The following is a 19,617-nucleotide window of genomic DNA, read 5'->3' as shown; positions in this document are numbered from 1 at the left end:
ACTCGATGAGAAAAGCTGTTATTCTATTTGTTTTGTTTGTTTCGGTATTCGCTTCATGTAAAAGAGAGTTGACCAGTTCAGCTTATTTTTTGCTTCCGGAAGAGGGGAGCAGGGTGAAGAGAGGCAGTGAAATTACGTTGAAATTATCAGGAGAAGCGGGATCCTTTGATTCCGTGCAGTACTTGCTGGATACCGCGTATGTTGGAAGTAAGCAGGATACCACTTCCTTGAAGGTTTCATCACAAGCCCTGGGCCTGGGGATTCGGACGTTGACAGCTAAGGTTTATACCGGTGAAAAAGTGAAGGAGACAACAACTAATATTGTTGTGGTGCCAGAGAAGGATCCGATACGATATACTTATGAGGTTGTGAACACCTTTCCACATGACTCATCTGCCTATACACAGGGATTAGAATACCAAGACGGGATTTTCTATGAAAGTGATGGCGGATATGCCTCTCAAGGTGACATAGGAGGCTCAAGCCTGAGAAAGGTCGAGCCGACAAGCGGTAAAGTATTGAAGAAGCTGGATATGCCCGATAATGTTTTTGCTGAGGGGCTTACATTAGTAGGTGATAAGCTTATTCAGCTGACCTGGGAGAACCGAATTGGCTTTGTTTATAATAAAGACAGCTTTGAGAAGCTCGCTGAATTTCCTTATCAGGAGAGTCAACAAGGATGGGGGCTGTGTTTCGATGGTAGTAAGATTTACAAATCAGACGGGACAAACCGGATTTATACGCTTAACAAGGATAGCTACGTAGAGGAAGGATATATACAGGTATACGACCAGAATGGACCGGTGGATAGCTTGAATGAGCTGGAGTGGATTGATGGGCAGATCTACGCCAATGTTTATCAGGAGGACAGGATCGTCAGGATCGACCCTTCCACAGGTGCTGTTACTGCTGATATTAATATGGTAGGGTTGCTTCCCTCTAAAGATCGCTCGGAAAACACGGATGTGCTGAACGGCATAGCCTGGGATGTCAAAGGCCAACGCTTATTTGTTACAGGGAAGAAGTGGAATACGATGTTTGAAATAAAGCTTAAGGAAGTGCAATAAGTAAAAAGGCCGGATTTGCAGTCCAAATCTGGCCTTTTTTGTAACACTACTGGGATCTCCAGTTCTTGTACCTGTTAATGAGGCCGTTTGTAGATGAATCATGCGATTCTACCGGCTGGTTGTCTTTCAATTCCGGGAGGATCTTGTTTGCCAGCTGTTTTCCTAGTTCAACACCCCACTGGTCGAAACTAAAGACGTTCCAGATGATTCCCTGAACAAAGATTTTGTGTTCATACATCGCGATCAATGATCCAAGTGTCTCAGGGGTAATTTTCTTAACAAGTAATGAATTTGTAGGTCTGTTTCCGAGGAATACTTTAAAAGGTGCCAATCTGGCTATTTCCTCATCCGGTTTCCCTGCGGCTTTAAATTCGGCGGTGACTTCTTCTTCGGATTTGCCGTTCATCAAGGCTTCGGTTTGAGCGAAGAAGTTGGAAAGCAGTAGATTGTGATGCTCGCCAAGTGGGTTGTGTGATTGTGCGGGAGCGATGAAATCACAAGGAATCAGTTTAGTGCCCTGATGGATGAGCTGATAGAAAGCATGCTGGCCGTTTGTTCCAGGTTCTCCCCAAATAATCGGGCCTGTTTCGTAGCTTACTGCTTTCCCGTTGCGGTCGACGTATTTGCCGTTGCTCTCCATATCTCCTTGCTGAAAGTATGCTGCAAAGCGGTGCATGTACTGGTCGTAAGGAAGAATGGCATGACTTTCCGCATCAAAAAAGTTGTTGTACCAAACTCCTAAAAGTGCCAGGATTACAGGTATATTCTGTTCAAACTCGGTTTCACGGAAATGCTTATCCATTGCATGTGCGCCAGATAGGAGGGCCTTGAAGTTTTGAAAACCTATTCCAAGGGCTATAGAGGTTCCTATTGCGCTCCAAAGTGAATATCTGCCACCTACCCAATCCCAAAACCCAAACATATTGTCGGTATCTATCCCAAAAGCGGCAACTGCCTTTGCATTAGTGGAGAGGGCAGCGAAGTGTTTGGCGACGTCAGCCTCAGAAGCGCCGGATTTTAAAAACCAATCACGCGCGGAGTGAGCGTTGGCCATCGTTTCCTGTGTAGTAAAGGTCTTAGAAGCAATAAGAAACAGAGTTGTTTCGGGGTTCAGCGATTTTAGCGTTTCGGCGATATGCGTACCATCCACATTAGACACGAAGTGGAGATTCAGGTGATTTTTGTATGCTTTTAGCGCTTCGGTGACCATGACAGGACCGAGATCAGAACCTCCGATACCGACGTTTACCACATCTGTTATAGGTTTTCCTGTATAACCCAGCCATGAGCCGGATATTACTGAATCGGTGAACTGCTCCATTTTGTTAAGGACATCGTTGATGTCGGGCATTATATCGTGTCCGTCGACTATTATGGAGGAGTTACTTTGATTACGAAGGGCGGTGTGCAGAACGGCACGCCCTTCTGTTTCGTTAATCGCTTCGCCGTTAAACATCGAGTTGATAGCCTCTTCTAATCGGCATTCGTTAGCCAACTGGATGAGCAAAGCCATTGTCTTGTCTGTAATACGGTTTTTGGAGTAATCAAGCAGGATGTCGTTAAACTCTATGGAGAACTTTTCAAAACGCGAGGGATCTTCGTGGAACAGCTCTTTTAAATGTTTTTCGCTGATATCGATCAGGTGATCAGACAAGTATTGGTAAGATTTTGTATCTGTGAAGTTTACTTTAGGAAGCATAGGCTTTTATTTTAAGCGAATATAAAACTCCTTTTTTAATTTCTACCTTTGCTTCATGACTAAAGAACAATTGCAGGATTTGAGGGATAGAGCAGCTTCCCTGAGGAGGCATCTTTGACATTGACCGGAAGCTTGATGAATTGCACCAGGAACAGGAACTGTCATTAACACCTGATTTCTGGGACAATCCCAAGAATGCAGAAAAGGTTTTGCATTCTATACAATCTAAAAAAGTTTGGACAGACGGTATTATAAAAGTCGAAACTGCTATTGAAGATACTGCTGTGATGCTTGAGTTTTTTCAGGCCGGAGAAGCTGATGAGGCTGAATTGAAGGAGCAGTACACGAAAACGCTTGAGCTTTTAGGTGAGCTGGAGTTTAAAAATATGCTCAGCTCCGAAGAGGATCAGCTTAATGCGGTCCTGCAGATTACTGCAGGTGCAGGTGGAACAGAAAGCTGTGACTGGGCATATATGCTTATGCGGATGTATATCATGTGGGCAGAGAAAAACGGCTACAAGGTTTCAGAGCAGGATTTGCAGGAGGGTGAGGTAGCGGGTATTAAGTCTGTTACGCTTCAGATTGACGGCGAGTTTGCCTATGGGTATCTGAAGGGTGAGACAGGTGTGCACCGGTTGGTTCGGATTTCTCCCTTTGACTCTAATGCCAAAAGACACACTTCTTTTGCCTCCGTGTATGTTTATCCACTGGTTGACGATACGATCCAAATAGACGTCAACCCGGCTGACATTGAGTTTGAAACTTTTCGTTCGGGTGGGGCAGGAGGACAGAATGTGAATAAGGTAGAGACTGCGGTTCGTCTATATCACAAACCATCTGGTATAATCATTAAAAACCAGGAGTCCCGGTCGCAGTTGCAGAATAAGGAAAACGCGATACGTTTGCTTAAATCTCAATTATATGAAGCAGAGCTGCGTAAACGTATGGAGACAACCGCTGCTATTGAAGGTTCCAAGAAAAAGATTGAGTGGGGATCGCAGATTCGAAATTATGTGCTGCATCCTTATAAACTGGTTAAGGATCTTCGCACCAATCATGAGACGTCTAACGCTCAGGCCGTTTTAGATGGCGACCTGAACGAATTTCTTAAAGCGTATTTAATGGAATTTTAAGTGTCAACCCTCGATTAGAGGGTTGGGGCTTGCCCTTCGACAGCCTCGATGAGTTCAGCAATTTCCTGAACTTTGGTTTCATTACCCGATTTCACATAGGAAGATGTAAGGTTTCTCAGTACCCTCCTGATGATATCTATATTTGAACAAGGCTCATAATAGTGCTTTTCTGGCTTTAGATTCAGTTGTTTCAGGAAAGAATCGACGTCTCTTTTACCAAAAATGAAGCCTTTATTAAAAGCGTTGATATAAAAAATGATTTGTTCGTGTGCAGGTATCTCTTCAGATTCATCTACAAAGGCGAGGATGAAATGCTGAGGCAGGTTTACCCCATAAATAGGAATATCCAGCTTCTGAGCAATGATCGAATAGATTACTGCGAGTGATATCTGGTTGCCTTTCTTACTTTCCAGGACCTGACTAATATAGGAATTGTTCGGATCCTGATGGTTGCTTGTGTTGCCGGAGAAGCCAAAGACCTGATAAAATACGTGGTTGATGAGCTTTACTTTTTCTGCAGGGCTCATTTCATAGATCATCTGCACCCAAATTTCCCTCTTAATTTCCTCAATCTGGTTAATGATTTTCTGGGGATCCATATCCGGGTATTGATACCGGTTAATGATGATCATTCCCTCCAGGATATCGAAGGCTCCACTCTGATACCAAAGTTTGAGCTCGTTTTTTACGTCGGAAAACTGTATTTTATGTACAAGATTTTCTATTCTCTGCTGCACAAGCACGTCGAATGAATTCTCCCAGGAGGATTCAAGGAACCCTATTATTTCACTGCCGTAAGATAATAACCGTTCTTCCACATGCCTGGATATATCCTCATCCGGGTCATCCAGCAACTTAACCAGTGCTTCTAATTCCTTATTCATGGACTATATCTGTGTTTTAAATCGAATTTAGCTAATTTTGTGCCCTCATGATCAATACTCAGCTACTCAAATCTTATATTAAGCATCGTCTGACAGCCAAGACCCGTCATGGTGTACATTCACCTTTTGTATACCGGCTAATTGACGAGGTTATCTATAACTTCAAACCGCGGGAAGAATACCGGGATATCGAGCTTTTACGAGAGAAACTGCAGAAAGATGAACGCTATATAACCATAACTGACCTAGGTGCAGGTTCTCATATTAACAATAATAAGCAGAAGCAGGTAAAACAGCTCGCCAAAAACGCATTGAAGACGCCTAAATTAGCACAGCTAATATACAGACTAGTTAACGAGCATAAGCCTTCAAATATTATTGAACTAGGAACATGTTTGGGGTTGACTACTGCTTATATGGCGAAAGCCGGGGCGGGAGCAGACCTGATTAGTATAGAAGGTTGCCCGGAGACGGCCTCCATTGCAAAAGAGAATCTTGAAGCGTTGGGAGTGCAGAATGCAGAAGTGCGCACGGGTGATTTTGATAAGCGTTTTCCTGAATTACTAGGCGAAGTTGACAAGCTGGACTTTGTTTTCATTGATGGTAACCATAGAAAAGACGCGACGCTGAACTATTTTGAGTGGTGCCTTGCAAAAGTGCATGAAGGAAGCGTGCTGATCTTCGACGATATTTACTGGAGCAAGGGGATGGAGGAAGCCTGGAAAAAAATCAAGGCGCATCCTCAGGTTACTGTCAGCGTCGATCTTTTCTGGATTGGAATTATTTACTTCAAACAAGGTCAGGTGAAGGAGGATTTTAAGGTTAAGTTTTAGAAAATCAAGTTTTAGAAAGCCTCTGCGAGTGCAAGATAAAAGCCAGTCTGACGCGGTTCGCCCGGACGTTTTTCACCCACGGCATAGTCCATCCGCAAAGTCAGTCCGCGTCCAGGATCCGCGAAGTACCTGATTCCAGCTCCGTAATTGGGCTTTAGATCGGAAAAACGAAAATCATTATTTTTGAATACTGTACCGGTCCCGCCGAAAGCTGCGGCCGCGAACCTTTTTACCAGCCTGTATCTCAGTTCAGCATGAGCTGTCAGGAGATTTTGATCCCGGTATCTACCGGTATAATACCCCCTCATAATCTGATCATTTCCTAATTGTGGAAGCAGGTAGAACGGAAGGGTCTTACCGTATAGACCCTGGAAGGTAGATTGAAATCCGAGGACCATTTTTTCGTTCAGGCTCCTAAAGTTCCTGTAATCTGCCTTTATTAAGCTGCCTGTAAAGTTTTTGGATCCAAACAGGTTGGGCGCATACGAATAATTTATCCTCAAATAGTTCCCTTTGGTGGTGTAATTAACTGTATTGCGGGTATCCAAAATGATTGAAGTGCCGACGTAAATAACCTTTCCATGACTTCGTGAATCAAAGCCGCCCGTTTCGAAGATACCGCCCGATTGCTTGTCGCGATATTCGTAGTTTTCAAAGCCGGTATTGAAACCTGCGTATATCCCGCTGGTGATTTTTCTTTCAGCTTCTGCACTTACTACGATTAGGCGCTGTTCGATAGGATCCTTCTGCGACTGAAGGGTTCCATTGCCCACTCCGTAAAAGTCGAACGGGAATTTTTTATAGCGCAAGGTTCCGGCGAAATGATATTTGTTGCCTGAGGTCCAGACATCCGGTTTTAAAACGAAATTGCTTTGCTTTTTTGTTGTAAAGGTAATGATGCCGTTGATCGTTGAACTGCGGGTTGTTGTGTCCAGCTTATCCGTATAAAAAGATATGATGGAGAGAGCTCCGAATTCCAGTCCTGTTTCCTGAGAGTAGGCCGCAGCCGGCAATGCAATGACACTTGTTCTTCGGCTTGTATCACTATCGTTAGCAAGAATCTTTTTGATAAGCCGCATTTGAGCAGAACAAATTGAAATCTTCAACAATAAAAAACAAAATACAAATGCGGCGCTTTTCTTCATGTGCTGCGAATATAGTTTTCATAGGTTAAAAATGCTACTTTTGCATCTTTAAATAGAAAAAATGGAAAGAGGACCTATTTCAAAGTTTATTGAGAAAAATTATCTGCATTTTAATTCTGCAGCACTAGTAGATGCAGCCAAAGGATACGAAGACTATCTGGAAGAAGGAGGAAAAATGATGATCACCCTAGCCGGTGCGATGAGTACAGCAGAGCTAGGAATTTCTTTGGCTGAGATGATTCGTCAGGACAAAGTAGCTATTATCAGCTGTACAGGTGCTAACCTGGAGGAGGATATTATGAATCTGGTCGCTCATTCCCATTACAAAAGGGTGCCTAACTACCGTGATCTTAGTCCACAAGACGAGTGGGATCTCTTAGAGAATCATTACAACAGAGTAACCGATACATGTATTCCCGAAGAAGAGGCTTTCAGAAGGATTCAACAGCATATACATAAGATTTGGGCAGATGCAGAACAAGCAGGAGAACGTTACTTTCCGCATGAGTACATGTACAAGCTGTTGAACAGCGGTGTGCTGGAGCAGTACTACGAGATCGATCCAAAAAATTCATGGATGCTGGCTGCTGCTGAAAAGAACCTGCCTATCGTAGTACCCGGCTGGGAGGATTCTACTATGGGTAATATTTTTGCGTCATATGTCATTAAGCAGGAGTTAAAAGCCTCTACGATGAAAAGCGGGATTGAGTATATGGGTTATTTAGCGGATTGGTATATCAAAAACTCGGGCGGTAAAGGTGTTGGATTTTTCCAGATTGGCGGAGGCATCGCCGGAGACTTCCCGATTTGCGTTGTTCCTATGCTCTACCAAGATCTCGAAATGGAAAATATACCGTTCTGGGGGTATTTCTGTCAGATTTCGGACTCGACCACATCCTACGGATCTTATTCAGGAGCAGTGCCAAATGAAAAGATCACATGGGGCAAATTAGACATCAATACGCCGAAGTTTATTGTTGAGTCTGATGCTACAATAGTGGCTCCACTTATTTTCGCCTGGATACTGAAGCAATAGTTATGTTCTGACACGGGATCTACCTGCAGATTTTCGCTGCGAAAAGTTTCGTTAGAAATACTCTAAGACGCGTTTTATGCCGTTGTTTAGAACGAATATAAATTAATTTTCAAGGTCATAAAAGTGTCACAGATCATTTAATTAATTATACTTTTGTCATCCGAATTCGTGATTTGAAGCATGAATTTCAATTTTACATATAAATTAAAGCGTAAAATAGTAATATGAGAAGCATCTCATTGATTTTTAGAAGTGTTGTAAAACCATTCATTTTTATTTCTGCTCTAAGTTTAGGTGTTCAGGGATTTGCACAAGAAGTTCCAGCGTTGCAGGCTGAAGAATCTGCAACTGCGGATGCGGCTCCTGCTGAGGCTGCAGCGGCTCCATCAAAGGGCGATCCGAGTGCAGGTGCTGCGATCTTTAAACAAAAGTGTACTTCCTGTCACGCGATCGGCCGCGCTGTGGTTGGTCCTGCGTTGAAAGGGATGAGTGAGAGACATGATGAAGCATGGTTGATCAAATGGATCAGAAATTCTCAGGCTTTAGTGGCTTCGGGTGATCCAATGGCGGTAAAAGTATTCGAAGAATACAATAAAGTGGTGATGACACCATTTCCGGAATTGACAGACGACGATATTATCAATGTCATCGCGTATGTTCAAGCTGAAGGCGATAAGCCTGCGGCTCCGGCAGGAGGTGCAGCGACAGGAGCTGAAGGTGCTGCGGGCGGAGACTCTGGTGAGGTGAGCAATTTTATGCTGGGAGGATTAATTCTGGTTGTGTTAATCACTTTACTGGTTATCCTGGTTTTAAATCGCGTTATCAAAACTCTCGACAGAGTAATCCTACAGAAGAAGGGACTGGCTGTTGAAGAAGATGGGGTTGTTTCGGATAGAGAAACTGCTTACGAGAAGATCAGAAGATTGTCTAAAAATAAGAAGCTTGTGTTCTTTACAATTCTTCTTGTGATGATCTTATTGGGATCGTGGGGATGGAAAGCCATGTGGAATACAGGGGTGCATCAGGGATATCAGCCTGAGCAACCAATTAAGTACTCCCACCAATTGCATGCGGGTACGCTGAAGATTGATTGTCAGTATTGTCACACGGGCGCATATAAATCAAAAAATGCGACTATACCTTCCTTGAACGTGTGTATGAACTGTCATAATTATGTTCAGGCAACTGATAAATATAATGGCGAAATATCTCCTGAAATTATGAAGATATATAAGGCATTGGATTACAATCCTGATACCAAAGAATACGGTCCAAATCAGAAGCCTATTCAATGGGTGCGTATCCATAACCTTCCAGACTTTGCTTATTTCAATCACTCGCAGCACGTTTCTGTAGCAGGTATTGAGTGTCAGCAGTGTCACGGTCCAATCCAGACTATGGAGGAAGTTTATCAGTACTCACCTCTTACAATGAAGTGGTGTATTAACTGTCACCGTGAGCACGATGTCAACACTGAAGGTAATGGGTATTACGATAAGGTGGTAGAGGTTCATGACTTACTAAAACAAGGGAAGAAAGTTACTCCTGCAGTGTTGGGCGGTCTTGAGTGCGGTAAATGTCATTATTAATATAAAACTTACAGATACAGTTACATATAGCTTAAATGAAGAGCAATAAAAAATACTGGAAAGGTTTAGAAGAACTGAAGAGCTCTCCTGAATTTGTAGAGAAAAATAAAAATGAATTCGCTGAGCAGATTCCGTTGGAAGATGTTTTAAGTGAAGGAGGTTTGAACACGGTTGCGCCGAGACGTGATTTCTTAAAAGCGTTGGGATTTGGTTTAGGTGCTGTTTCTCTGGCTGCATGTCAGACAGCTCCTGTGCATAAGTCTATTCCTTATCTGGTTAAACCTGAAGACGTAACACCTGGTGTTGCAAATTATTATGTTTCCAGTTATAACGGTCAAAGTATTTTAGTGAAGACCAGAGAAGGTCGTCCGATTAAAATCGAGCCAAATGAGCGTAGCGTATTTGGTAATACCGGAACAGATGCGGCTACTCAGGCAGCGATTCTGGATCTATATGATGTTTCTAAGCTAAAAGGACCAAAACTTGACGGTGCAGAGGCGAGCTGGGATAAAGTCGATTCTTTCGTTAAAGGGGAATTAAATAAGCTTCAAGCCTCAGGTAAGAAGATCCGCATAGTATCTTCCAGCATTTCAAGCCCTTCGGCGAAAAGTGTTATTGCTGAATTTATTACACAATATCCGAATACGGTTCATGTACAGGTTGATGCCGTTTCTTATAGTGGAATTCTTCAGGCAAATGCAAACAGTTTTGGAAAGGCAGTAATCCCAAGTTACCGATTTGACAGGGCAGACGTTATAGTGAGTGTGTCAGCTGATTTCTTGGGTACATGGATCTCTGGTGAGGAGTTTACCAAACAATATGTTGGTAATCGTAATTCCGCCTCCCTCAAGAAAGGTAAGATGTCGAGACATATCCAGTTTGAGACTGGTATGAGTCTGACAGGTACAAATGCGGATTCCCGTATTCCGGTTAAGCCATCTGAAGAAGGACCTGCAATCATCGCGTTGTATAACGAAGTGACGGGTGGGCAACTTCCAGGTGCTCAGGCGTTGGCGTCAAATACATTTGCCAACACTGCCATTAAGCTTGCAGCGAAAGAATTACTGCAGGCTAGAGGTCGTGCGTTGGTTGTTTCAGGATCAAATGATGTTTCTATACAAACGGTTGTTAACGCCATCAACTCTGCACTGGGCAGCTACGGTACGACAATAGATCTGGATAACCAGATTAACAGCTACGCCGGTAATGACGTTGCGTTTTCTTCTTTCGTTAAGGAGATGAACAACGGCGAGGTTGGTGCGGTATTCTTTATGGGTAGCAATCCGGCATATGATTTTTCGGATCCTAAGCTTTTCGCTGATGCGCTTGCAAAAGTGCCTTTGCGCGTATCTTTCTCTGACAGAGAGGATGAAACAGCAAGTTTGTGTACTGTTCTAGCACCGACATCGTGCTTCCTGGAATCATGGGGTGACGAAAGTGCAGTAGAAGGCTACTATACAATCATTCAGCCAACTATCAACCCTGTTTTCAACACGAGACAAGCAGAGCAGAGCTTGCTAGCCTGGTCTGAAAACCCGCAAAAGAATTACTACCAGTATGTGAAGTCATATTGGGAGAAAAATATTCTGCCAACTGCGGGGAAATCCTGGAAAGATCTGTTGCAAACTGGTTTCGTTTATACGGGACAGAAACCTGCAGGCAGCTACTCTTTCGCAGGTGATCTGACGGGTGTTGCTCAAACTATCGTTTCACAAAGTAAATCTCTTGCTAAGGATATAGAAGTACACTTATACCAAAACGGTGCGATGAAGGATGGTCGTTATGCCAATAACGCGTTTCTTCAGGAGTTACCTGACGCTGTTTCGAAAGTAACCTGGGATAATTATGCAGCTGTTGCTCCAAAGTTTGCTGAAGAGCAAGGATGGAGTGAATTTGACCTGGTTGAGATTAAAGGCGAAAATGGTTATACCATTGTGTTGCCATTGCTTCTTCAGCCTGGACAAGCGCGAGGTACTATTTCCATCGCTGTTGGGTACGGTCGCACAAAGGCTGGACAAATTGGCAAAGTAGGAGAGAACGCATATCCTTTAGCTAGGGTGGCTAATGGTTCTGTACAGTTCCACACTACCGCTACTATCAGCAAGACTGGTGGAAAGTATGAGCTGGCTCAGACTCAAACCCATCACTCTTACGAAGGAAGAAATATCGTTCGTGAGACGACTTTTGCAGATTATAAAAAGGATCCTCATGCAGGAACGACGGCGCACGGCGCTGCGCACCACAACTATGATTTGTGGCCTGAGCACAAAAAGATTGGTCATAACTGGGTTATGGCGATTGATTTGAACGCTTGTACTGGTTGTGGTTCATGTATTGTTGCTTGTAATGTAGAAAATAATATTCCGGTGGTGGGTCGTGACGAGGTTAGAAACCGTCGTGACATGCATTGGATCAGAATTGACCGTTATTACAGCTTTAACGACGGTGGGAAATCGGTTACAAAGGAAGATGAGATAAGCGAGCTAGAGAATATGGATGATATATCCGTTGTTCACCAGCCGATGCTTTGTCAGCATTGTGATCATGCTCCATGCGAAACAGTATGCCCGGTTATTGCCACCATGCATTCATCTGACGGATTAAACCATATGGCTTACAACCGTTGCGTGGGTACTCGTTACTGTGCAAACAACTGTCCTTATAAAGTTCGTCGTTTCAACTGGTTTAACTACTGGAATGATTCACGTTTTGATAACTATCTGAACAATGAATTCACTCAACTTCTATTGAACCCTGACGTAACTACTCGTTCAAGGGGTGTTATGGAGAAATGTTCTATGTGTATTCAGCGCATTCAGGGCGGCAGATTAGCGGCTAAGTTAGAAAAGCGTGCTCTTGTGGATGGCGAAATACAGATGGCTTGTCAGCAAGCTTGTTCAGCAAACGCGATTATCTTCGGAGATATGAACGATCCTGAATCAGCAGTAAGTAAAGCTCTGCGTAATGAGCGTACATACTATGTGCTGGAGGAGATCAATACTATGCCAGGTATAGGCTACCAGACAAAGGTTAGAAACATAGTAGAAGCGTAATTGATTTCAGAATAGAATTTTAAAAAGATTATGTCAGCACATAACGAATCAATATTAAGAGAACCATTAATCACCGGAAAGAATATAACCTATTCTAAGATTACTGAGGATGTTCTGGTTCCTGTTGAGAACAAGCCCAATAAGGCATGGTGGATCGGCTTTGGTATTGCCGTAGCTTTAGCACTTACCTGGGTTGTAACCATAAGTTATACTTTCTGGGTTGGATTAGGTACCTGGGGACTGAATAAGACTGTTGGATGGGCGTGGGATATCACCGGCTTCGTTTGGTGGGTAGGTATCGGTCACGCGGGAACACTTATTTCCGCGGTACTCCTTCTCTTCCGACAGAACTGGAGAAACTCCATTAACCGGTCTGCAGAAGCTATGACCATTTTTGCGGTTATTTGTGCCGCCACTTATATTATCGCCCACATGGGTAGGCCGTGGTTAGCTTACTGGGTGTTTCCATTGCCGAATCAGTTCGGGTCACTATGGGTTAACTTTAACTCGCCGCTGATCTGGGACGTATTCGCGATTTCTACGTATTTTTCTGTGTCCCTGGTTTTCTGGTACACTGGTTTGCTTCCTGATATTGCGACTATCCGTGACAGAGCTACCGGTTTTAGACGCAGAATCTATTCCATCCTTTCTTTTGGATGGGCGGGATCGGTAAAGAACTGGCAGCGTTTTGAGTCAGTATCGCTAATCCTGGCGGGTATTTCTACTCCACTTGTATTGTCGGTACACACTATCGTATCTTTTGACTTTGCGACTTCACTGGAGCCGGGATGGCACACTACTATTTTCCCGCCATACTTCGTTGCCGGAGCAATTTTCTCGGGTTTTGCGATGGTGCAAACGCTGTTGCTGATTGCCCGCAAGGTGATGAAATGGGAAAACTACATTACCATGTTTCATATTGAATCGATGAACGTTATTATTATCGTTACTGGTTCGATTGTGGGTGTAGCTTATCTGACTGAGTTATTCATTGCCTGGTATTCAGGAGTGGAGTACGAACAATATGCATTTTTGAATCGTATCAGTGGTCCATACTGGTGGGCTTACTGGTGTATGATGACTTGTAACGTTATTTCTCCTCAGCTTTTCTGGTTCAAGAAAATCCGTACCAGTATCTGGGCATCATGGGTTCTTTCCATTGTTGTGAACATCGGTATGTGGTTTGAACGCTTCGTTATCATCGTTACTTCTCTTCACCGCGATTATCTTCCATCCAGCTGGGCTATGTTCTACCCGACAACGATCGACATCTTGTTATTCGTAGGATCTATCGGTGTGTTCTTTACTCTGTTTCTTCTGTTCCTTCGTGTGCTTCCTGGAATTGCAATGGCAGAGGTGAAACTCATTCTGAAGAGCTCAAGCGATCAGGTGAAGCAAAAGCTGATCAGAGATGGCAAGGTTGAAAAGTCTCATGGTGAGTACTACCAGGAGTCTTTGGAAAAATATGATAGTGTTTCAAAAAGTGATTACGCTAAAAGCTAGACAATGAGCAACGTAAAATATATATTAGGTCATTTCGAAGATCCTGATGAGATGATGCACGGGATCGACAAACTACAGGAGAATAATATCGGAATTTATGATGTGTATACTCCGATGCCGATTCACGGGATAGAAGATAAGTTAGGCTATAAGCGTTCCAGGCTTCCGATTGCTGCATTTTGCTTTGGAATCACCGGTACAGTTCTAGGTTTTTCAATGATATATTATATGTTGGTTTACGACTGGCCTATGAATATCGGAGGAAAGCCGGCATTTGCCATGCCAGACTTTATTCCTATCATGTTTGAGCTTACGATTTTATTTGCTGCATATGGCATGATGTTTACCTTCTTTTACGCAAATCACTTCTTCCCAGGCCGTGCGCCCCGGGTGATGGACTTGCGGGCTACGGATGATCGCTTTGTCATTGCTATTGATGCAAAGACCAACCCGTATCCGGATAAAATTGAAAACTTGTTAAAAGATGCAGGCGCTGTTGAAGTTATGCACAACGAAAGGAAGTATGTTAGTTATGAATAAGCTCAGGATATTTAGCGCTGCATTGATAGCCGTGGCAGGATCGGCTGTGGTGTCTTCATGTGGTGGTGATAAGCAGAATCCGGGACTCGAATTCGCCCGTAATATGTACGATCCGATTGCATATAATCCGGATCAGCCTAATAAGAATTTTCCAAACGGTCAGACAGCACAGTTGCCGCCATCAGGCACTACGCCGGTCGGTTATGATAAGGTTGATGAGTATCCGAATACAAATGAGGGATATCTGGCTGCCAGTAACAATCTTATTAACCCGCTGACAAGAAATAAGCAAAACTTGACTGAGGGTAAGAATTTATATCTTCATATGTGTTCTCAGTGCCACGGTCCTCAAGGAAATGGCGACGGAACGATTGTTGCGTTGGAGAAGTTTCCTCCTCCACCGTCTTACTCGAAAGGTAATTCTTCCAGGGGCGGTGCTATGAAAGACTTAACTGACGGAAAGATTTTTCACACGATCACATACGGTTTAAACCTTATGGGACCTCACCGTGCACAGCTTAATCCTACCGAGAGGTGGAAAATTGTTATGTACGTAAAAGAATTGCAAAAACTTCAATAAGTTAATGTTTTAAGCGAAATGGGAACTCACAATCATCACACACATAATTTTACACAGCAATACGAATTCTCGGGTAAAGCAAAAACCTGGAGTTTGGTTGCGATTCTGATAGGCGTTGTAGCATTGGCATATGGCTTTTTGCTAGATCCTTCCGAGCATCATACCGAGCGTACATTTGCCAATCTCCTTTTAATGGGATATTACTTTACATGTGTATGTGCAGCAGGGGCGTTCTTCGTCGCATTGCAGCTAGTTACACAGTCGGGCTGGTCAGCGGGTTTAATCCGCATACCTCAGGCTTTTGCAAACGTTCTGCCTGTGGCGTCAATTATATTGATCATCATCTGTGCAGCAGGATTATTCTCTCACAATCTGTATCATCATTGGCATCATGAAGGTATTGCCGAAGTGGGGCATGCAAACTACGATCCGATCATTGCTAAGAAGGCAGTATATCTCAATGCCCCCTTCTTTTTAATCCGACTTGTTATTTTTCTGGCTATTTATTCTGCTTTTGCTGTAATGCTTACTAAGTATTCCAATAATGAAGATACCGTCGGCGGTCTTGGGAATTATAAAAAAAGCTTTAAAACGTCAGCTATATTTCTGGTGATTTTTGGCTTCACAACGCCTATATGGTCTTTTGATACGATTATGTCATTAGAGGCTCACTGGTTTTCCACCATGTTTGGTTGGTATAACTTTGCGGCCATGTGGGTCAGCGGCCTGTGCGCAATCACCATCACTATTATCCTGATGAAAAAGGGCGGTTATCTGAGCTGGGTGAATCATAATCACTTGCACGATTTGGGTAAGTTTATTTTTGCTTTCTCTATTTTCTGGACGTACGTATGGTTTGCACAATTCTTATTGATATGGTATGCTAACATGCCCGAAGAAACCGTTTACTTCTTTAAGAGGTGGGAGCCCGAGTATAAGCCATGGTTTTGGTTAAATATTGTAATCAACTTCCTTGCTCCTGTGTTGATTTTAATGACTCGCGATTCAAAGAGACGTACGAACACGCTACTAGTTGTATGTATTGTCTTACTTTGCGGACATTGGTTGGATTATTATTTGATGATAATGCCTGGAACGGTTGAAAGCCACAGGGACTTCGGAATTACTGAAATTGGAACAGCGATCGGTTTCGCGGGCTTATTCAGCTTTTTAATGCTGTCTCAGCTAGCTAAGAAACCGTTGGTTGCAAAAAATCATCCATTCCTTGAAGAGAGTTTACATCATTCTATATAAGTAGACAAGAACAAGGATTCACATTAGAATTGTATAAGAAATGCGTTTTAATAAATTATTTAAGATCAGAAACTTAATTGCTGTACTTGCCATTGGCTTTATGGCTGCTGGTGCTTCGGTTTCCGCACAGGATTCTACCGCTGCTGCGAGCGCAACGGAAACGTCGGCAGCATCTCCGGTAACGGCACCGGTAACAGATGCAGCCGATATGGATGCATTTGCTAGTGAGCTAGTGAAAGTGAGTGAGTCGGCTACGTCTGATGACGCTAGTACTTTGGCTGCTGCTGACGAGGTAGTTGATAACAGTACGCTGTATAAAACAGCTGCGTATTATACAATCCTATTTTTACTGGTATGCATTTTCCTCGCTATTATCGGAAAGATTTTACGAGTTTATGAGCTGACACGGGAAATTCAGGGAAAAGAAGGCGCTCTTAACTGGAACACTATCCAGGGAGGTATCTTCATAGCATTTCTGGTTTTAGGGTTGTACGGAACGTATTGGACGTATGATGTATGGGGCTATGTTGTAACTGGCGAATCAGCATCAGTTCATGGAGACAGAATTGATAGTATGATGCTTACTACCGTAGCGATCACGACACTGGTGTTTGTTATTACACAAATTCTGTTATTCTGGTTCATTTTCAAATATCGCGGAAGCACGGTCAGAAAAGCATACTATTATCCACACAACAATGCCATCGAACGCCTTTGGACTATCGTTCCGGCGTTTGTACTTACGATTCTTGTTGTGTTCGGATTTTTCACCTGGAGAAGTATCACTAATCCACCGGAGGCCGATCAGAAGGCTGCATTATCCGTCGAAGTAACTGGAGAACAGTTTAAATGGAATGTTCGTTATGCTGGAGCCGATAATGAGCTGGGTGTTCGTAATTACAAGTTAACCACTCCGACCAACACACTGGGTATTGACTATGCCGATAAGAAGAGTTGGGATGATCGTTTAGGTCCTGAGATTGTATTGCCAGTCAATAAGCCTGTGCGTGTCACTATAAACTCCAAAGACGTTCTTCATAGCTTTTACATGCCTGAGTTCAGGGTTCAAATGAATGCTGTTCCCGGGATGCCCACCTACTTCCAGTTCACTCCAAAGTTGACTACTGAAGAAATGCGTGAGAAGAAAGGTAACCCGGCATTCGATTACGTTTTATTGTGCGCTAAGATCTGTGGATCCGGACACTATAACATGCAGTATAAGGTTAAGGTTGTTAGCGAGCAAGAATATAATGAGTGGATTACCAAGCAGCCTCTTTTCTTCAACGATGATGTGAAGAAAGAAATGCAACAAAAAGTAGCATCTTCGGTAAAAGAGGTTGCGGTAGATAACAAATTAGCATTAAATAATTAGTAAATCAGATAGATCGATAATATGTCAAGCACAGCGATTAATCATACATTAGAACATTCAGGGCATTCACATGATGACCATGGTCACCATGAGCAATCTTTCCTGACTAAGTATGTTTTCAGCCAGGATCATAAGATGATCGCAAAACAGTTCCTTATTACGGGTATCATTATGGCCGTTATAGGAATGCTTCTTTCTATTCTGTTCCGTATTCAGCTAGGCTGGCCGGATCAGAGTTTTCCATTAATGGAAACGTTCCTGGGGAAATGGGCAGAAGGAGGAAGGATTAAACCCGACTTTTACCTTTCACTTGTCACGATTCACGGTACCATCATGGTATTTTTTGTATTGACTGCAGGATTAAGTGGAACATTTAGTAACCTGCTGATCCCTCTTCAAATTGGGGCGAGAGATATGGCATCACCAATAGCGAATATGATTTCCTTTTGGTTCTTCTTTATTGCTTGCGTTATTATGATGGCGTCATTCTTTGTCGAGAGCGGACCTGCCAGTGCGGGCTGGACTATATATCCTCCTTTATCGGCATTACCGACAGCGATTTCAGGTTCCGGAACGGGGATGACCTTGTGGTTGATCAGTATGGTGTTTTTCATTGCTTCGTCCTTGATTGGTGCACTTAACTATATCACTACGATTTTAAATATGCGTACCAAAGGTATGGATCTGTGGAAGATGCCTCTTACAATCTGGGCGTTATTTCTGACAGCGGTTCTGGGAACTTTATCATTCCCCGTGCTTGTTGCAGGCGTTGTGTTATTGATATTTGACCGTAGCGTCGGTACTAGCTTTTATCTTTCTGATCTTGTTGTTCAGGGGCAGGTTTTGCCTCAGCAAGGTGGTAGTCCGATCTTGTTCCAGCATTTATTCTGGTTCCTTGGACACCCAGAGGTTTATATTGTTATTATGCCTGCGCTGGGGATCACATCTGAGGTAATCGCGACGAACGCACGTAAACCTATCTTTGGTTACCACGCCATGGTTTACTCGTTGATTGGTATCACTGTATTGTCTTTCATCGTTTGGGGACACCATATGTTTGTGACTGGTATGAGTCCCTTTTTAGGGGGGGTATTTATGATCACCACATTGATCATTGCGGTTCCATCAGCGGTAAAAACATTTAATTACCTCGCGACTTTGTGGAGGGGGAATATTCGTTTCACACCGGCTATGCTATTTGCCATTGGTTTGGTGTCCTTTTTCATCTCTGGTGGTCTTACAGGTATCTTCCTTGGAAATGCAGCTTTAGATATCAACTTGCACGATACATATTTTGTTGTTGCTCACTTCCACCTTGTAATGGGGTCTGCAGCGATCTGCGGTATGCTTTGTGGCGTTTATCATTGGTATCCGAAGATGTTTGGACGTATGATGGATGACAAATTGGGATATTTGCACTTTTGGTTCACGTTTATAGGAGCTTATCTTGTGTTTTTCCCCATGCACTTTATGGGTCTTGACGGAGTTCCAAGAAGGTACTATGCGTTTACAGAGTTCGAATTCATGAAAGAATGGTTAACTGTCAATACTTTTGTGTCGTGGGCCGCTATTATTGCCGCTCTTGGTCAAGTCGCCTTCTTATGGAATTTCTTTTATTCTATCTGGTATGGAAAGAAGGCTACTCAAAATCCATGGCAGTCCAACACGCTTGAGTGGACAACTCCGGTAGAACATTTACATGGCAACTGGCCAGGTGAAATTCCTACTGTTTACCGTTGGCCATACGATTATAGTAAACCTGGGCATGATGAAGACTTTATTCTTCAGACTGTGCCATTCTCTGAAACAATGAGCTCAAATTTCCCTCATGACTTCGAAGGAAATCCAGAGGCTGAACGTATTCAGCTGGAGTGGCAGAAAAATCAGGAAGCAGAACGACTAGCTGCTAATAAAGCTTAGTCATCTCAA

General features: G+C 43.2%; 15 protein-coding genes. 12 read left to right on the top strand and 3 right to left on the bottom strand.

Annotation, left to right across the window (positions count from 1 at the left end):
- Window positions 1-5: 5 nt before the first annotated feature.
- Window positions 6-1,067, top strand: a complete 1,062-nt coding sequence (locus ACKI5J_RS08805; protein ID WP_407428604.1) for a glutaminyl-peptide cyclotransferase — start codon at window positions 6-8, stop codon at window positions 1,065-1,067.
- A 46-nt stretch (window positions 1,068-1,113) separates the two neighbouring features.
- Here ACKI5J_RS08805 and pgi read toward each other — a convergent pair whose 3' ends face one another.
- On the bottom strand, window positions 1,114-2,766 hold the full coding sequence (gene pgi, locus ACKI5J_RS08800; protein WP_407428602.1) for a glucose-6-phosphate isomerase: 1,653 nt from the start codon (window positions 2,764-2,766) through the stop codon (window positions 1,114-1,116).
- A gap of 55 nt (window positions 2,767-2,821) precedes the next feature.
- Here pgi and prfB point away from each other — a divergent pair.
- A protein-coding gene (prfB, locus tag ACKI5J_RS08795; protein WP_407428600.1) for a peptide chain release factor 2 occupies window positions 2,822-3,899 on the top strand; the annotation gives its coding sequence in 2 pieces (ribosomal slippage) (window positions 2,822-2,881 and window positions 2,883-3,899; 1,077 coding nt in all).
- 14 nt (window positions 3,900-3,913) lie between these two features.
- Here the strand turns inward: prfB and ACKI5J_RS08790 are convergent.
- The gene (locus ACKI5J_RS08790; RefSeq protein ID WP_407428598.1) at window positions 3,914-4,783 is read right to left on the bottom strand and encodes a transglutaminase-like domain-containing protein; all 870 of its coding nucleotides are present in this window, start codon (window positions 4,781-4,783) and stop codon (window positions 3,914-3,916) included.
- A 47-nt stretch (window positions 4,784-4,830) separates the two neighbouring features.
- On the opposite strand from ACKI5J_RS08790, the gene ACKI5J_RS08785 reads away from it, so the two are divergent.
- Window positions 4,831-5,616: an O-methyltransferase gene (locus ACKI5J_RS08785; RefSeq protein WP_407428596.1), complete on the top strand. Its 786-nt coding sequence runs from the start codon at window positions 4,831-4,833 to the stop codon at window positions 5,614-5,616.
- An 11-nt stretch (window positions 5,617-5,627) separates the two neighbouring features.
- Here ACKI5J_RS08785 and ACKI5J_RS08780 read toward each other — a convergent pair whose 3' ends face one another.
- Complete coding sequence (locus ACKI5J_RS08780; RefSeq protein WP_407428594.1) at window positions 5,628-6,695, bottom strand: polymerase; 1,068 nt, start codon at window positions 6,693-6,695, stop codon at window positions 5,628-5,630.
- Between the two features lie 127 nt (window positions 6,696-6,822).
- Here ACKI5J_RS08780 and ACKI5J_RS08775 point away from each other — a divergent pair, with 127 nt between their 5' ends.
- The 9 genes from ACKI5J_RS08775 (at window position 6,823) to ACKI5J_RS08735 (ending at window position 19,608) form a co-directional block, all read left to right on the top strand.
- Window positions 6,823-7,797: a deoxyhypusine synthase family protein gene (locus ACKI5J_RS08775; protein WP_407428592.1), complete on the top strand. Its 975-nt coding sequence runs from the start codon at window positions 6,823-6,825 to the stop codon at window positions 7,795-7,797.
- A gap of 224 nt (window positions 7,798-8,021) precedes the next feature.
- On the top strand, window positions 8,022-9,386 hold the full coding sequence (locus ACKI5J_RS08770) for a cytochrome c3 family protein (protein ID WP_407428590.1): 1,365 nt from the start codon (window positions 8,022-8,024) through the stop codon (window positions 9,384-9,386).
- Window positions 9,387-9,421: 35 nt separating this feature from the next.
- Window positions 9,422-12,439, top strand: a complete 3,018-nt coding sequence (locus ACKI5J_RS08765) for a TAT-variant-translocated molybdopterin oxidoreductase (RefSeq protein ID WP_407428587.1) — start codon at window positions 9,422-9,424, stop codon at window positions 12,437-12,439.
- A 30-nt stretch (window positions 12,440-12,469) separates the two neighbouring features.
- Window positions 12,470-13,942 (top strand): NrfD/PsrC family molybdoenzyme membrane anchor subunit, encoded by a 1,473-nt coding sequence (gene nrfD / locus ACKI5J_RS08760; RefSeq protein WP_407428585.1) that lies wholly within the window; start codon window positions 12,470-12,472, stop codon window positions 13,940-13,942.
- A gap of 3 nt (window positions 13,943-13,945) precedes the next feature.
- A complete protein-coding gene (locus ACKI5J_RS08755; RefSeq protein WP_106291423.1) occupies window positions 13,946-14,482 on the top strand; it encodes a DUF3341 domain-containing protein in 537 nt (178 codons plus the stop codon).
- Window positions 14,466-15,062: a c-type cytochrome gene (locus ACKI5J_RS08750; RefSeq protein ID WP_407428583.1), complete on the top strand. Its 597-nt coding sequence runs from the start codon at window positions 14,466-14,468 to the stop codon at window positions 15,060-15,062. The genes ACKI5J_RS08755 and ACKI5J_RS08750 overlap by 17 nt, the downstream gene beginning before the upstream one ends.
- A gap of 18 nt (window positions 15,063-15,080) precedes the next feature.
- Window positions 15,081-16,316: a quinol:cytochrome C oxidoreductase gene (locus ACKI5J_RS08745; RefSeq protein ID WP_407428581.1), complete on the top strand. Its 1,236-nt coding sequence runs from the start codon at window positions 15,081-15,083 to the stop codon at window positions 16,314-16,316.
- Between the two features lie 40 nt (window positions 16,317-16,356).
- A complete protein-coding gene (locus tag ACKI5J_RS08740; protein ID WP_407428579.1) occupies window positions 16,357-17,688 on the top strand; it encodes a cytochrome c oxidase subunit II in 1,332 nt (443 codons plus the stop codon).
- Window positions 17,689-17,709: 21 nt separating this feature from the next.
- Window positions 17,710-19,608 (top strand): cbb3-type cytochrome c oxidase subunit I, encoded by a 1,899-nt coding sequence (locus ACKI5J_RS08735; RefSeq protein WP_407428577.1) that lies wholly within the window; start codon window positions 17,710-17,712, stop codon window positions 19,606-19,608.
- Window positions 19,609-19,617: the final 9 nt, after the last annotated feature.

Source organism: Arcticibacter sp. (assembly GCF_045629565.1).
In the GTDB taxonomy this organism is placed as follows: Bacteria; Bacteroidota; Bacteroidia; order Sphingobacteriales; family Sphingobacteriaceae; genus Arcticibacter.
This window is presented reverse-complemented; position numbering and strand designations above follow the sequence as displayed.

Coding starts and splice junctions, on each gene's coding strand:
- ACKI5J_RS08805 (WP_407428604.1), top strand. CDS start 6: ATGAGAAAAGCTGTTATTCTATTTGTTTTGTTTGTTTCGGTATTCGCT.
- pgi (WP_407428602.1), bottom strand. CDS start 2,766: ATGCTTCCTAAAGTAAACTTCACAGATACAAAATCTTACCAATACTTG.
- ACKI5J_RS08790 (WP_407428598.1), bottom strand. CDS start 4,783: ATGAATAAGGAATTAGAAGCACTGGTTAAGTTGCTGGATGACCCGGAT.
- ACKI5J_RS08785 (WP_407428596.1), top strand. CDS start 4,831: ATGATCAATACTCAGCTACTCAAATCTTATATTAAGCATCGTCTGACA.
- ACKI5J_RS08780 (WP_407428594.1), bottom strand. CDS start 6,695: ATGCGGCTTATCAAAAAGATTCTTGCTAACGATAGTGATACAAGCCGA.
- ACKI5J_RS08775 (WP_407428592.1), top strand. CDS start 6,823: ATGGAAAGAGGACCTATTTCAAAGTTTATTGAGAAAAATTATCTGCAT.
- ACKI5J_RS08770 (WP_407428590.1), top strand. CDS start 8,022: ATGAGAAGCATCTCATTGATTTTTAGAAGTGTTGTAAAACCATTCATT.
- ACKI5J_RS08765 (WP_407428587.1), top strand. CDS start 9,422: ATGAAGAGCAATAAAAAATACTGGAAAGGTTTAGAAGAACTGAAGAGC.
- nrfD (WP_407428585.1), top strand. CDS start 12,470: ATGTCAGCACATAACGAATCAATATTAAGAGAACCATTAATCACCGGA.
- ACKI5J_RS08755 (WP_106291423.1), top strand. CDS start 13,946: ATGAGCAACGTAAAATATATATTAGGTCATTTCGAAGATCCTGATGAG.
- ACKI5J_RS08750 (WP_407428583.1), top strand. CDS start 14,466: ATGTTAGTTATGAATAAGCTCAGGATATTTAGCGCTGCATTGATAGCC.
- ACKI5J_RS08745 (WP_407428581.1), top strand. CDS start 15,081: ATGGGAACTCACAATCATCACACACATAATTTTACACAGCAATACGAA.
- ACKI5J_RS08740 (WP_407428579.1), top strand. CDS start 16,357: ATGCGTTTTAATAAATTATTTAAGATCAGAAACTTAATTGCTGTACTT.
- ACKI5J_RS08735 (WP_407428577.1), top strand. CDS start 17,710: ATGTCAAGCACAGCGATTAATCATACATTAGAACATTCAGGGCATTCA.